The organism is Paraburkholderia sabiae, assembly GCF_030412785.1.
GTDB lineage: Bacteria > Pseudomonadota > Gammaproteobacteria > Burkholderiales > Burkholderiaceae > Paraburkholderia > Paraburkholderia sabiae.
Map to the genome: position 1 here is coordinate 1091032 of NZ_CP125295.1, position 13220 is coordinate 1104251.

Annotated in this window: 12 protein-coding genes; 10 read left to right on the plus strand and 2 right to left on the minus strand. The window is 63.9% G+C overall.

Annotation, left to right across the window (positions count from 1 at the left end; genetic code table 11):
- Window positions 1-26: 26 nt before the first annotated feature.
- The 10 genes from QEN71_RS04995 to QEN71_RS05040 all read left to right on the plus strand — a co-directional run bounded on the left by QEN71_RS04995 (window position 27) and on the right by QEN71_RS05040 (window position 10819).
- A complete protein-coding gene (locus QEN71_RS04995; RefSeq protein ID WP_201658163.1) occupies window positions 27-1262 on the plus strand; it encodes a YbfB/YjiJ family MFS transporter in 1236 nt (411 codons plus the stop codon).
- Between the two features lie 196 nt (window positions 1263-1458).
- Window positions 1459-2490: a threonine aldolase family protein gene (locus tag QEN71_RS05000; RefSeq protein ID WP_201658010.1), complete on the plus strand. Its 1032-nt coding sequence runs from the start codon at window positions 1459-1461 to the stop codon at window positions 2488-2490.
- Window positions 2491-2532: 42 nt separating this feature from the next.
- On the plus strand, window positions 2533-3063 hold the full coding sequence (locus QEN71_RS05005) for an NUDIX domain-containing protein (RefSeq protein WP_201658007.1): 531 nt from the start codon (window positions 2533-2535) through the stop codon (window positions 3061-3063).
- Between the two features lie 67 nt (window positions 3064-3130).
- Window positions 3131-4279: an iron-containing alcohol dehydrogenase gene (locus tag QEN71_RS05010; RefSeq protein WP_201658004.1), complete on the plus strand. Its 1149-nt coding sequence runs from the start codon at window positions 3131-3133 to the stop codon at window positions 4277-4279.
- A 34-nt stretch (window positions 4280-4313) separates the two neighbouring features.
- On the plus strand, window positions 4314-4772 hold the full coding sequence (locus tag QEN71_RS05015; RefSeq protein WP_201658001.1) for an acyl-CoA thioesterase: 459 nt from the start codon (window positions 4314-4316) through the stop codon (window positions 4770-4772).
- A gap of 3 nt (window positions 4773-4775) precedes the next feature.
- A complete protein-coding gene (locus tag QEN71_RS05020; RefSeq protein WP_201657998.1) occupies window positions 4776-5714 on the plus strand; it encodes a branched-chain amino acid ABC transporter permease in 939 nt (312 codons plus the stop codon).
- Window positions 5707-6966, plus strand: coding sequence for a branched-chain amino acid ABC transporter permease (locus QEN71_RS05025; protein ID WP_233472060.1), 1260 nt, complete (start codon window positions 5707-5709; stop codon window positions 6964-6966). The genes QEN71_RS05020 and QEN71_RS05025 overlap by 8 nt, the downstream gene beginning before the upstream one ends.
- On the plus strand, window positions 6963-7733 hold the full coding sequence (locus QEN71_RS05030; RefSeq protein WP_201657992.1) for an ABC transporter ATP-binding protein: 771 nt from the start codon (window positions 6963-6965) through the stop codon (window positions 7731-7733). Before QEN71_RS05025 ends, QEN71_RS05030 begins: the two co-directional genes overlap by 4 nt.
- Window positions 7730-8443 carry an ABC transporter ATP-binding protein gene (locus QEN71_RS05035; RefSeq protein ID WP_201657989.1) on the plus strand — a complete coding sequence of 238 codons (714 nt, stop codon included), beginning with the start codon at window positions 7730-7732 and terminating at the stop codon, window positions 8441-8443. Before QEN71_RS05030 ends, QEN71_RS05035 begins: the two co-directional genes overlap by 4 nt.
- A 219-nt stretch (window positions 8444-8662) precedes the next feature.
- On the plus strand, window positions 8663-10819 hold the full coding sequence (locus QEN71_RS05040; RefSeq protein ID WP_233472059.1) for a hypothetical protein: 2157 nt from the start codon (window positions 8663-8665) through the stop codon (window positions 10817-10819).
- A 675-nt stretch (window positions 10820-11494) separates the two neighbouring features.
- Here the strand turns inward: QEN71_RS05040 and iolB are convergent.
- Together iolB and iolE are read right to left on the minus strand one after the other, a co-directional pair.
- Window positions 11495-12301, minus strand: a complete 807-nt coding sequence (gene iolB, locus QEN71_RS05045) for a 5-deoxy-glucuronate isomerase (protein ID WP_201657986.1) — start codon at window positions 12299-12301, stop codon at window positions 11495-11497.
- Complete coding sequence (gene iolE / locus QEN71_RS05050) at window positions 12298-13218, minus strand: myo-inosose-2 dehydratase (protein ID WP_201657984.1); 921 nt, start codon at window positions 13216-13218, stop codon at window positions 12298-12300. Before iolE ends, iolB begins: the two co-directional genes overlap by 4 nt.
- Window positions 13219-13220: the final 2 nt, after the last annotated feature.

Here is a 13220-nt window from a genome sequence, read left to right on the forward strand (position 1 = left end):
CCACGGCCGTAACCGCAATGTCCTCGATGAACGATCTCGCCTCTCGCACCTTCACGCACCACGCCGCCCCCGGCGATGCCCGGCGCGCCGCGCTAGCTTGCATGGCGGCGCTGGCTGTCGCGCTCGGCGTCGGCCGGTTCGCCTTCACGCCGCTGCTGCCGTTGATGCTCCACGGCGGCGAACTCGACATCAAACACGGCGGCTGGCTCGCTTCGCTCAATTACGCGGGCTATTTTCTTGGCGCGATCGCCTGTGTCGCGCTGCGCATGGACGCCGCGCGCGTCGTGAAGACGGGCCTCGCGTTGACGGTGTTGCTAGTGCTCGCGATGGGCGTCACGCATCAGTTCTGGGTCTGGGCCGTGGTGCGCTTCGTCGCGGGCGCCGTCAGCGCGTGGACCTTCGTGTTCGCGTCGCAGTGGGGCTTGCGGCGGCTTGCCGAACTGGGGGCGAACGAGTGGGGCGGCGTGATCTACACGGGCCCGGGCTTCGGCATTGCGGCGACGGGCCTGCTGGTCAGCGCGGCGGGCGGCCTCGGGGCGACGGCGGGCTGGATCGGCTTCGGGCTCGTGTCGGCCGTGCTCACGGCGCTGGTGTGGCGCACGTTCACGATCACCACATCGACTGCCAAAACAGGCGCAAGCGCGAACAAAGCGTCGCCGCAGATGCATGCGCAACACCATCACGCGCATCTGCATCGCGCGGATGCCTTCTGGCTGATCGTCCTCTACGGCGTGCCCGGCTTCGGATACATCATCACCGCGACGTTCCTGCCTGTCATCGCACGCGCCGCGTTGCCTGTGGGTTCGCCATGGCCCGATCTGTTCTGGCCGATGTTCGGCGGCGCGCTGGTGGCGGGGGCACTGACGGGCGCGCGTTTGCCGTCGCACTTGGACAACCGCACGCTGCTGGCCGGCTGCTATGTGTTGCAGGCATTGGGCATCATCGCGGGCATCGTGTCGCCGACGGCGGGCGGATTCGCAATCGGCAGCGCGCTGATCGGTTTGCCATTCACGGCGATCACGCTGTTCGCGATGCGCGAAGCGCGTCGCCTGCATGGCGACAACGCGGCGGGACTGATGGGTTACGCGACGGCGGCATACGGTCTCGGACAGATCGCCGGGCCGCTCGTCGCTGCGCCGATCGCCGCGCACAGCGGCTCGTTCACGCCCGCGTTGTGGCTCGCGGCTCTGGCGCTGGTGGCCGGCGCGGTGGGACTCGTCGCGGTGACGCTGATGCGGCCGGCGCCACGCGCCCAGGCGTAAAGCAGCGCGCCGAATCGCGCGACGGAACCTTGCGCGCGAACGGACCCGCGGCGCTTCGCGTCACTCGCGCCGTATAGGCCATTCGGCCAATCCGCAGTCCGCCTTAAATCTCCAGCAGCAAAATCAGAACCCTCGGCACTAAAATGTCCGCTTTCCGGTCATCTTCGCGTGCCCATCGCCGGGCGCGCCGCCTGCCATGCAACATTTCGCGTCGGACAACTACGCCGGCATCTGCCCCGAGGCGCTCGATGCGCTGATCGCCGCCAACAACAGCGGCCACGAACCGGCCTATGGCGACGACTCGTGGACGCAGCAGGTCTGCGACCGTCTGCGCAACCTGTTCCAGACCGACTGCGAAGTGTTCTTCGTGTTCAACGGCACCGCGGCGAACTCGCTGGCGCTTGCGTCGCTGTGCCAGTCGTATCACTCGGTGATCTGCCACGAACTCGCGCATATCGAAACGGACGAATGCGGCGGTCCCGAGTTCTTCTCGAACGGCTCGAAGCTGCTGACGGCGCCGGGCATCGGCGGCAAGCTCACGCCGGATGCGATCGAAGCCGTCGTTACGCGCCGCGCCGATATCCACTATCCGAAGCCCAAGGTCGTCACGCTGACGCAATCCACTGAGGTGGGCACTGTCTACAGCGTCGAGGAGATCCGCGCGATCGCGGCCATCGCGAAGCGTCGTCATCTGAAGGTGCATATGGACGGCGCGCGCTTCGCGAATGCAGTCGCCGCGCTCGACGTGCATCCGTCGGAGATCACTTGGCGCGCGGGCGTCGACGTGCTGTGCTTTGGCGGCACGAAGAACGGTTTGCCCGTCGGTGAAGTGGTGGTGTTCTTCGACCGCGCGCTCGCCGACGACTTCGCGTATCGCCTGAAGCAGGCGGGACAGCTCGCGTCGAAGATGCGCTTCATTTCCGCGCCGTGGCTCGGCTTGCTCGATAACGATGTGTGGCTGCGCAACGCGCGTCACGCGAACGCAATGGCGAAGCTGATGGAGTCGCGTCTCGCGGAGATTCCGGGCGTGAGCATCATGTTCCCGACCGAGTCGAATGCCGTGTTCGCGCAATTGCCGCCGCAGGTCGCGAAGGCGATGCGCACGCGCGGCTGGAAGTTCTACGAGTTCATCGGTGCGGGCGGCTGCCGGCTGATGTGTGCATGGGATACGCAGCCCGAAACGGTCGAGCGTTTCGTCGACGAAGTGCGTGCGCTGTGCGCCGCGTGAGCATTGGCTAAACAGCCGCCACCGCCGACCGACTCTACGCCCATGACCGAATACCGCTTCTGCCCGCGTTGCGCGACGCCGCTCGTCGAGCGCGCCGATCCCGAGCACGAAGGCGCACGCGTTCGTCAAAGCTGTCCCGACGAAACCTGCGGGTACGTGCACTGGAACAACCCGCTGCCCGTCGTCGCGGCTATCGTCGAGTACGACGGCAAGATCCTGCTCGCGCGCAACGCTGCATGGCCCGAAGCGATGTTCGCGCTGATCACCGGCTTCCTCGAAAACGGCGAGACGCCCGAACAGGGCATCGCGCGCGAAGTGCAGGAAGAAACGTCGCTCGTCGCGGATTCCGTTGAGCTGGTCGGCGTGTACGAATTCATCCGCAAGAACGAGCTGATCATCGCGTATCACGTGCGCGCGAGCGGCGAGATCGCGCTGTCGCCGGAGTTGCTCGAATACCGGCTGATCGATCCGCCGAAGCTGCGTCCGTGGCCCGTGGCAACGGGACTCGCGCTCGCCGACTGGATGCGTGCGCGCGGCTTGCCGTTCGAGTTCGTCGAGCGGCCGGGGCAGTAAGCAGTATTGCGCTGTACACCGCAGTGGTCTCAGTCGTCACACACCGATAACCAGGAGACGCATCGACATGGCCTACATCTACTATCTGACGCACATTCATCTCGGTTACGACGCGCTCGCGCAGTTGCCCGCCGAATGCGAGCGCGCGGGCATCAGGCGGCCGCTCGTGGTGACGGACAAGGGCGTGATGGCGGCGGGCGTCGCGCAACAGGCGATCGATGCGTTGAAGATTCCCGGTGCGCCCGTCTTCGACGACACGCCGTCGAACCCGACGGAAGCAATGGTCATGTCGGCCGTGCAGCGTTACCGCGACGAAGGCTGCGACGGGCTGTTGGCGATCGGCGGCGGCTCGTCGATCGATCTCGCCAAAGGCGTCGCGATCATGGCCACGCATCCGGGCGCGCTGACGGACTACGCGACCATCGAAGGCGGCAGCGGCAAGATCACCGACAAGGCCGCGCCGCTGATCGCGATTCCGACCACGGCGGGCACGGGCAGCGAAGTGGCGCGCGGCGCGATCGTGATTCTGAACGACGGCCGTAAGCTCGGTTTTCACTCGTGGCATCTGCTGCCAAAGGCTGCGATCTGCGATCCCGGTCTCACGCTGGGTCTGCCGCCGATGCTGACGGCCGCAACCGGCATGGACGCGATCGCGCATTGCATCGAAACGTTTCTCGCGCCGTCGTTCAATCCGCCCGCCGACGGCATCGCGCTCGACGGGCTGGAGCGCGCCTGGGCGAACATCGAACTGGCGACGCACGACGGCCAGCATCGCGACGCGCGCCTCAACATGATGAGCGCATCGATGCAAGGCGCGATGGCGTTCCAGAAAGGGCTCGGCTGCGTGCATTCGCTGTCGCATCCGCTCGGCGGCGTGCCCGTCAACGGGCGCACGTCGCTGCATCACGGCACGTTGAACGCCGTCGTGCTGCCTGCCGTGCTGCGTTTCAACGAGAGCGCGGAAACGGTCGTCGCGAATCGCCGCTATGCGCGCATGCGTCGCGTGATGAATCTGCCCGACAATGCCGATCTCGCGCAGGCGCTGCACGACATGACGGCGCGCCTCGGCCTGCCGACGGGTCTGCGGCAAATGGGCGTCGACGAAAGTGCGTTCGACAAGGTGATCAAGGGCGCGCTTGCCGATCATTGCCACAAGACGAACCCGCGCGAAGCGACGGCCGACGATTACCGGCGCATGCTTCAGGAGTCGATGTAGGCGCACAAGGCTCATTCAATCAACCGAACACGACATGAACAAACCCGCAATCGCGCCGCGCACGGCCTATCCGCACTTTCTCGCCATCGGTACGCGCTGGATGGACAACGACATATACGGCCATGTGAACAACGTCGTCTATTACAGCTACTTCGATACGGTCGTGAACGAGTACCTGATTCGCACCGGCGCGCTCGATATCGAGCACAGCACGACGATCGGCCTCGTCGTCGAAACGCAGTGCAACTACTTCGCGCCGATCGTGTTTCCGGACCGTATCGATGCAGGCCTGCGTGTGGTGCGGCTCGGCACGTCGAGCGTGCGCTACAAAGTGGGCCTTTTCAGGGAAGGCGACGATCAGCCCGCCGCGCAAGGGCATTTCGTGCATGTCTACGTGGATCGCGAGACGCGCCGTCCGGTTGCGTTGCCCGATGCACTGCGCGCGGCGCTCGAGCCGCTCGTCGTGCAGAACGGGCAAACGGCGCAGGACTGACGCGTGCAGTCGTTCGTCATCGATGCGCTGAACGGTGTGAGCTACGGCTTGCTGCTGTTCATGCTGTCGGCGGGATTGACGCTGATTTTCAGCATGCTCGGCGTGCTGAACTTCGCGCACGCGAGCTTCTACATGCTCGGCGCGTATGTCGGGTTTTCGGTGGCGGCGCGCGCGGGGTTCTGGTGGGCGCTCCTGATCGCGCCGCTCGTCGTCGGGCTGATGGGCGCGGCGCTCGAACGATGGTTGTTGCGGCGCGTGCGTCCGCACGGGCATCTGGCGGAACTGCTGCTGACGTTCGGCGCGGCTTATCTGATCGGCGAAGGCGTCAAGCTCGTGTGGGGTTTGCAGGCGCTCAGCGTGAGCGTGCCGCCGGCGCTCGATGGTCCCTTGTTCGATGTCTACGGCCTCGCGTTTTCGCGTTATCGGGCGTTCATGATGGCCGTCGCGCTCGCGATGCTGGTCGTGCTGTTTGCTGTGCTGCGCGTGTCGAAAGCAGGGTTGATCGTGCGGGCCGCGCTCACGCATCCGCAAGCCGTCGAAGCGCTCGGTCACGACGTGCCGCGCGTGTTCACGGGCGTGTTCGCGGCGGGCACGGCGCTCGCCGCGTTGGCGGGCGTGATCGGCGCGCCGCTCTTCGTGGTCGAACCGGCGATGGCCGAATCGGTGGGATCGATCGTGTTCGTCGTGGTCGTGATCGGCGGATTGGGGTCGCTGGGCGGCGCGCTCGTGGCGTCGCTCGTGATCGGCTGTCTGCAGACCTTCGCGGTATCGACGGACCTTCCGCTCGGCGAGTTGTTCGGCGATCTGGACCATACGCTGCCCGCCGCGTGGAGCGCGTTGACGCTCGCGCAACTCGCACCGCTCGTGCCATATGTGCTGCTCGTCGCGATGCTCGCCGTGCGTTCGCGCGGCTTCTTCGGACAACGCGACGACGATGCGTGACGAGTTCAACGTACACGACGCGCGGCCCGTTTCGCTACGCGCGCAGCAAGGTCGCGCCGCACTGCCGTGGATCGCGCTTGCGCTGCTGCTCGTCGTGCCGCCTTGCGTGTCGTCGCAAAGCTGGCTCGTCGCATGGCTCGCGCAGACGGCGGCGATGATCGTGTTCGCGCTGTCGTACAACCTGCTGCTCGGCGGCGCGGGGCTGCTGTCGTTCGGACATGCGGCGTCGTCGGGGATCGGCGCGCTGATCGCGGCGCAGCTGTTCAATCGTTTCGGCCTGCCGTTGCCCTTGTTGCCGTTGATTGGCGGCATCGGCGGCGCGCTATTCGGCGCGTTGTACGGCCTCGTCGCGACGCGCCGCTCAGGCACCGCGTTCGCGATGATCACGCTCGGCATCGGCGAACTCGTCGCGGCGGCGGCGTGGACCTTGCCCGACTGGTTCGGCGGCGAAGCGGGCGTCGCGATCGACCGCACGGCGGGACTCGCCGTGCCCGGCTTCACGTTCGGCCCCGCGCGCGAGGCGTATGCGCTGATCGCGCTGTGGTGCGCGCTCGCCGTGCTCGCGATGTACGCGCTATCGCGCACGCCGTTCATGCGGCTCGCGCATGCCGTACGCGACAACCCGATGCGCGCGGCGGCTATCGGCTGCTATCCGCGCCGCGTGCGTTACGAGGTGGTCGTGTGGTCGTCGTTCTTTGCGGGCATCGCGGGCACGCTCGGGCTGATCAATGTCGAACTGGTGTTGACGGAAAGCGTCGGCATGCTGCGCTCGGGCTCGGTGCTGATCGCGACGGTGATCGGTGGCAGCGGCGTGTTTTTCGGGCCGGTCGTGGGCGCTGTCGTGCTGACGTTTTTCAGCGTCGTCGTGGCGAGCACGACGCGCGCGTGGCTGCTGTATCTCGGGCTTTTCTTCGTGACCGTGGTCGTGAGTTCGCCCGACGGTATCGCGGGATGGATTCGGCGTCAGGCCGCGCGTTTCGCGCACGACGGCTGGCGCGTCTGTCTGCCGTGGCTCGCGTATCGCGTGATGAGCGTGTGCGCATGGACGCTTGCCGTTGTGCTCGGCGTGCAATGGGTCTACGCACAGCGTTTCGGCACGGAAGAGCGCGTGAGTGTCTTGTTGACGATGAATCCTGTCTGGCTCGTGGCGGCCGTGCTGTGTCTCGCCGGCATCGGCTGGCTGACGATGAACATCGCGGCACGGCGCGACCGTTTGCTTTCCGCTGAAGTCAACGCAGGAGCGCGACCATGATCCCGGCTATCGCGGTGCGGCGTCTCGACAAGCGCTTCGGCGCGACGCGCGTGTTGCGCGGCGTCGATCTGCTCGTCGAGCCGCACGAACGTCACGCGCTGATCGGCCCGAACGGCGCGGGCAAATCGACGCTCTTCAATCTGATCGCGGGCGCGGCGCGGCCGAGCGCGGGGCGCATCGAACTGTATGGCGCCGATATCACGCGGCTCGCGCCCGCTGCGATCTGTCGACGCGGACTCGCGCGCAGTTTTCAGACGACACGTTGTTTCGCGAAGCTCAGCGTGTTCGACAACTTGCGTTGCGCCGCGCAGATCGCGAATCGCGATCGCATGCGATGGTGGCAGCGCTACACCACGACGCGCGAAGCCGACGAGGCCGCCGAAGCCGTGCTGGAATCGGTCGCGCTCGGCGAACGGCGCGATGCGATTGCGGGCACGCTGAGCTACGCGGAACAACGCGCGCTCGATCTGGGCCTTGCGCTGGCGAGCGGCGCACACACGCTGCTGCTCGACGAACCGACGGCAGGCATGAATCGCGCTGAAGCGGCGCGTGCCGTCGAACTGATTCGCAGCGCGACGGCGGGGCGCACGCTGCTGATGGTCGAGCACGATATGGACGTGGTGTTCGGTCTCGCGGACCGGATCAGCGTGCTGGTGCAAGGCGAGGTGATCGCGACGGGCACGCCCGACGCCATTCGCTCCGATCCCGCCGTGCGCGCCGCGTATCTTGGCGACATCGACGATGTGACTCATGGAGCGGCGCGATGAACCCGCTACTGGAGATTCACGATCTTCGCGCGTGGTACGGCGCGAGCCAGGCGCTGCATGGCGTGAGCCTGCAAATCGAAGCAGGCGAAGCGGTCGCGCTCGCGGGCCGCAATGGCTCCGGACGCTCGACGTTGGCGAAGGCGATCATGGGCATGTTGCGTACGCAGGGCGTGATGCGTTTCGCGGGAAGCTCGCTCGCCGGGCAACGCACTTTCGAAATCGCGCGTCTCGGCATCGGCTACGTGCCCGAACAACGCGACGTGTTTCCGACGCTGACAGTGCGCGAGAACCTGCTGCTCGGCATCAAACCGCGCGAGGGCAAGCGTGCCGCACGCTTCACACTCGACGATGCGCACAGGCTGTTCCCCGTGCTGCGCGAACGTGGGCGCACGAAAGCGGGCGCGTTGTCGGGCGGTGAGCAGCAGATGCTGTCGGTGGCACGCGCGCTGCTCGGCGATCCCGATCTCGTCGTGATCGACGAACCGACGGAAGGGCTCGCGGGTCAGGTCGTCGCGCAGCTTGCCGCGGCGCTGACGCTGTTGCGCGAGCGGGGCGTCGCGATGCTGCTGATCGAGCAAAGGCTCGTGATCGCGGATCGCCTTGCAAGCCGCATCGCCGTGATGGGACATGGCGAGATCGTGTTCGACGACACGCTCGAAACGTTCCGTCGTCGGCCCGATGTGATGCAGGAATGGCTCGGCGTGGGCTGAGCTTGCGTCGCGTCACATCGGTTGGCTGTTTGAGCGAATCTCCCGTTATCGCGCGAAGCACCGTGCGATAAGCCTCTTCGACGCCTGTTTTCATCGAATCAAACGCGCTCGCGTTTGGTGAACGTCCTCCAGAAATCTTGTCGGCAGCGCGCGGACAAACCACGACAATCATCAGAAGCGCATGGCCCGTCATCGAACGAGCCGGCGAGAGGAGGAGACATGATCGACGAGATACGCGCGCTTCGACGCGACATCGTGCGCTGCATGCTGGCCGCAGCGATGTTGTACGCGTCACTGATCGTATCGGCGTGTGCCGATGCAAACTCCGCTGCGCCGCAAGCATCGTCCGCGTTGCCTTCGATCGAAGCGTCGAAGCAAAAGCAGCTTTCCGCCGAACAGGTGATCGCGAACCGCGAGCCGTCCGCAAGCGGCATGAGCATGAAGCGCGTGCGTCCTTTGACGTTGCGCGATTCAGGCATCGACGGTTCGATGATGTTCGCGCGCGATGTCGATTTTCGCGTGACGGGCGACATCGGCTTTCAGATCCAGAGGATGGCGGCGACGCTCGTGCCTGTGCGCGCGGGCGCGCCGATCGTGTTCGACGATCCGAACAGCGTCACCATCGACGTGCATCGCGGCGAAGTGACGCTCGATGCCGCGAAGCTCACGGCGATTTTCGACCGTTATCTGTTCCAGTATCGAGGGCCGCCGTTGCGCAACATGCGCGTCGTGCCGGAAGAAGGGCGCTTGCGCATCACGGGCGAAATGCAGCGTGGCGGCTGGGTGCCTATCGTGCTGACGGGCACGCTGTCGATGCGCAACGCGAACGAGATGGCGTTCCATGCAGAGCATGTCGAAGTGGCGGGCGTCGCCGCGGACAAACTGATGCAGGCCGCGCACGTGAAGATGGCCGATCTGCTGAACGTGGAGACGCCGATTGCGCGGCTCGATGGCGACGATGTCGTGATGCAGGTCGCGAAGCTCACGCCGCCGCCCGCGTTGAAGATGACGATTACGCAGATCGCGATTCATCCCGATGGCGTGCGCTTCACGCTCGACGATCACACGCTGAACGACATTGCGTGGCCCGCATCGATGCCTGTGCGCGGATTGTTGATCGAAGGCGGCGACGTGAAGTTCATGCGCTCGATGCCGATGAACATCGACATGGCGATCACGCCCATCGATACCAACGCGCCGTTCGTGCTCGATCTGTATCGCTATCGCGAGCAGATGGCGGCGGGCTATCTGACCTTCGACGAAGCGGGCGCGCTGAATGTGCATCTGCCGTCGTATGTGGCGCTCGCGGGGGCATCGCGAGATACGGAGCGTGGCGTCGGTATCGGTATCGGCAGCGCGAGCGCGAAATTGAACGACAGTTTTATCCGCACGCAGCAGGCCGAACTGGCATCGGCGCGGGCGCAATGGCAGCGTGTGCCGTTTTTGCGCGACGCGGGCGCGAGAGCGGTGCCCGTGAGTCTCGATACAACGAAGTCTGGCGCGATATCGGACGAACGAAATTCGCCTGGCCCCGCGCCGCTGATTCACATGCAGAACGTGGACTTCTATGTATCGGGGCGGATCGGTTTTCATGTGCGGTCGCTCGATGCGCAGATGGTGCCGAAGCATCCCGGACAGCCTGTCGATCTCGACGATCCGACGCAATACGACATACACATCATCGATGGCGAAGTGGTCGAGCCGTGGCCCGCGATGGCGGCGCTCTTCAACGATTATCTGCTCGACTATGCGCCGCGTTCGCTGAACGATCTGCAACTGACGCCTGTCGATGGCGAGTTGCAGGTGACGGGCGGCATCAAGCTATGGAATCACTTTCCGGGCACGTGGCTGCCGACGACGATGCGGGGGACGATCGCTGTGCGCGATGAGCGGCATATCGTTTATCGGCCCGAGTCGGTGAAGGTGCTTGGTGTGCCGCAAGCGGGGATGTTGCGGGCTTTGGATGTGCCGCTTTCTTCGTTGACGCCGTTTGAGCGCAAGGGTGTTGTATTGAACGGGAACGAACTCGTGTTCGATCAGTATTCGGTGTTTCCTGCGCCATTGCTGCAGGGGCGTCTTGCCGGTGCTCGAGTTACCGATGAAGGGCTCGTGCTTCGGTTCAAGCGTGATTTGTCTTTGCCTGTCGGGAAGGTGCCCGCTGACGCGGGGAGTAGTTTTGTTTTTATCGAGTCCGGCGATGTCAAGATGTTCAATTCGCTTGTTGTGAATGGGCGGACTTTGATTCATGACACTCGACGTGGTGGGGCCGAACCGATGCGGTTCGAGCTTTATGCCTATCGGCGTGATGTCGCTAAAGGGAAAGTGATGATGCGGGAAGATGGTGCGTTGGTTGTTGATCTTGCCGGTCGGCGTTGATTTTTTTGTCTGCGACGCTAGTCGCCATTCCATTCTTTTGGTTTTTGGTTTTTTGTTTTTGCTTTTGCTGCGCTGGCATCCGCGGTTTCATGTCCGTCTGCTAGCGTTGCCCCTGTGCGGGGCAGCACCTACTTTTCTTTGCAGCGGCAAAGAAAAGTAGGCAAAAGAAAGCCGCTTCAAACCTCCGGTGCCAGCCAGAATAGCGCTACGGCACACGGTCTTTGAGCGGTCGCGCAGTGACGCAAACACTCCGTAGAAAGCCCGCAGTCAGGCGCGCGCGGCGCGAACGACGACATCCGCCTGGGGCACATTCGGCCAGCACGTTTTTTTGCCTTTTCCGTCGGTCTGATTGCGGCGGTATGTGCTCCAAACTGTGTGTGGGCTTTTCGCGCCGTGCGCGCCTGACTACGGGCTTTCTACGGAGTGTGGAGGTTGCTGCGCGACAGCTCAACTGCAGCATGCCGCGGCGCTGCCCTGGCGGGCACCGGAGGTACAAAAGCGGCTTTCTTTTGCCTACTTTTCTTTGCCGCTGCAAAGAAAAGTAGGTGCTGCCCCGCACAGGGGCGACGCTAGCAAAACGAAACGAAATCGCGGATGCCCAAGCTGACACATACGGCGACTAGCGTCGCAGACAGAAAAAACCAGAATGGCGACTAGCGTCGCAGACAAAAAAAATCAAGATTTGGAATCACGCTCAATGATCCACTCATGCTTAGGATCATTCTTGAAATGCCATGTCCTGGCAGGCCCAGCCATAACATTGAGATAGTACGAGTCATACCCGTAGGGAACAACAACAGGATGATACCCACGCGGCACCATCACAACATCGTGATCCTCAACAGCCAGCGATTCATCGATATCGCGCGAATCGGTATACACGCGCTGAAACGCAAACCCTTGCGTTGGACTAAGCCGATGATAGTAAGTCTCTTCGAGCGAGCTTTCCGCAGGAACATTCTCCGTATCGTGCTTATGCGGCGGATAGCTCGACGAATGCCCGCCAGGCGTGCGCACCTCGACAACGAGCAATGACTCAGCAGGCTCAGTCTGCGGAAGAATATCGCACACGAACCGCGTATTCGCGCCCTTGCCGCGCACCGAGCGCTTCATCTGCGAAGGCTCGATCAGCCGCGCCGGATATTCCCCCTTCGCAGGCGCACTGGCCACGCCAACCTCGGCAAAACGATTAGCACGCACAATCGCCCGCGTATTCGGCGGCAAATAAAGAGCAACAGGCGCGCTATCTTCGAACACACTGTCACGCGATCCAAGCGCGGACCACGTTTGCGCATCCGTTTCGATATCGACGGCGCCCGCCATCACCACGATGCACACCTCGCGCGATGCTTCGAGCACATGCACCACTTCATTCGGCTCCATCCGGTAAGCGGCGAATCCGACATACCTCCAGCCCGCCGATTCCGGCGTGACACGCGCGATCGTCTGTCCTTCGCGCGTCGCTTTCACGAGCAAACTCATGCTGCCTCCTGTGCGACATCGAGGGGCGCATCGACGAGCGTGCGCAACGTGCGATACCCCTTCTGCGCATAAGCATACGACGGTGCGACGGCCGGGTCCTGCTCCGCTTCGACCACGAGCCAGCCGCGATAACCATGACGCTTCAACGTATCGATGATCGCAGGGAAATCGACTGCGCCGTCGCCGGGCACCGTGAACGCTCCTGCGATCACCGCATCGAGAAAACTCCAGTTGCGATTGCGCGCGAGTTTCATCACGGAAGGGCGCACGTCCTTGCAATGCACATGACACACGCGTCCGATGTGCCGGTTCAACACGGCAAGCGCGTCGCCGCCCGCGAACGTAATGTGGCCCGCGTCGAACAGCAGCCCCACGTCTTCGGTCGTCAACGACATCAAGCGATCGACGTCGGCAGACGTTTCGACATACGCGCCCATATGATGGTGATACGCGACACGCACGCCCTTGCTCAACGTATAGCGCGCGAATTCGTTCAGGCGCTGTGCGTATGTGTTCCATTGCTCGTCGGTGAAAAAGCGCGGCCGCTGATAAAGCGGGAAGGGCGAACCCTGAATCGTGTTGTGCACTTCGCCGTACACCATCACCGTCGCGCCGTTCTTCGCGAGCAATTCCAGATGCGCATCGGCGGCTTTGCATTCGTCGTCGATGCTGCGGCTAAAGTCCGCGAGCCGACCCGAATACCAGCCCGACACGAGCGACAGGTCGTACTGTTTGAACAGCGCCTTCAACGCTTCGGGCTCGCGAGGAAACTTGTTGCCCAGCTCGAACCCCTGATAGCCGATTTCGCGTCCTTCCGTGAGCGCGACGTCGAGCGGCGTCTCGCCGCCGAGCGACGGCAGATCGTCGTTCATCCACGACAGCGGATTGATGCCGATGCGTACTTCGAACTGACTCATGT

Excerpts from the sequence above, each read along its gene's own strand:
- QEN71_RS04995 (WP_201658163.1), top strand. The coding sequence starts at position 27 with ATGAACGATCTCGCCTCTCGCACCTTCACGCACCACGCCGCCCCCGGC.
- QEN71_RS05000 (WP_201658010.1), top strand. The coding sequence starts at position 1,459 with ATGCAACATTTCGCGTCGGACAACTACGCCGGCATCTGCCCCGAGGCG.
- QEN71_RS05005 (WP_201658007.1), top strand. The coding sequence starts at position 2,533 with ATGACCGAATACCGCTTCTGCCCGCGTTGCGCGACGCCGCTCGTCGAG.
- QEN71_RS05010 (WP_201658004.1), top strand. The coding sequence starts at position 3,131 with ATGGCCTACATCTACTATCTGACGCACATTCATCTCGGTTACGACGCG.
- QEN71_RS05015 (WP_201658001.1), top strand. The coding sequence starts at position 4,314 with ATGAACAAACCCGCAATCGCGCCGCGCACGGCCTATCCGCACTTTCTC.
- QEN71_RS05025 (WP_233472060.1), top strand. The coding sequence starts at position 5,707 with ATGCGTGACGAGTTCAACGTACACGACGCGCGGCCCGTTTCGCTACGC.
- QEN71_RS05030 (WP_201657992.1), top strand. The coding sequence starts at position 6,963 with ATGATCCCGGCTATCGCGGTGCGGCGTCTCGACAAGCGCTTCGGCGCG.
- QEN71_RS05035 (WP_201657989.1), top strand. The coding sequence starts at position 7,730 with ATGAACCCGCTACTGGAGATTCACGATCTTCGCGCGTGGTACGGCGCG.
- QEN71_RS05040 (WP_233472059.1), top strand. The coding sequence starts at position 8,663 with ATGATCGACGAGATACGCGCGCTTCGACGCGACATCGTGCGCTGCATG.
- iolB (WP_201657986.1), bottom strand. The coding sequence starts at position 12,301 with ATGAGTTTGCTCGTGAAAGCGACGCGCGAAGGACAGACGATCGCGCGT.
- iolE (WP_201657984.1), bottom strand. The coding sequence starts at position 13,218 with ATGAGTCAGTTCGAAGTACGCATCGGCATCAATCCGCTGTCGTGGATG.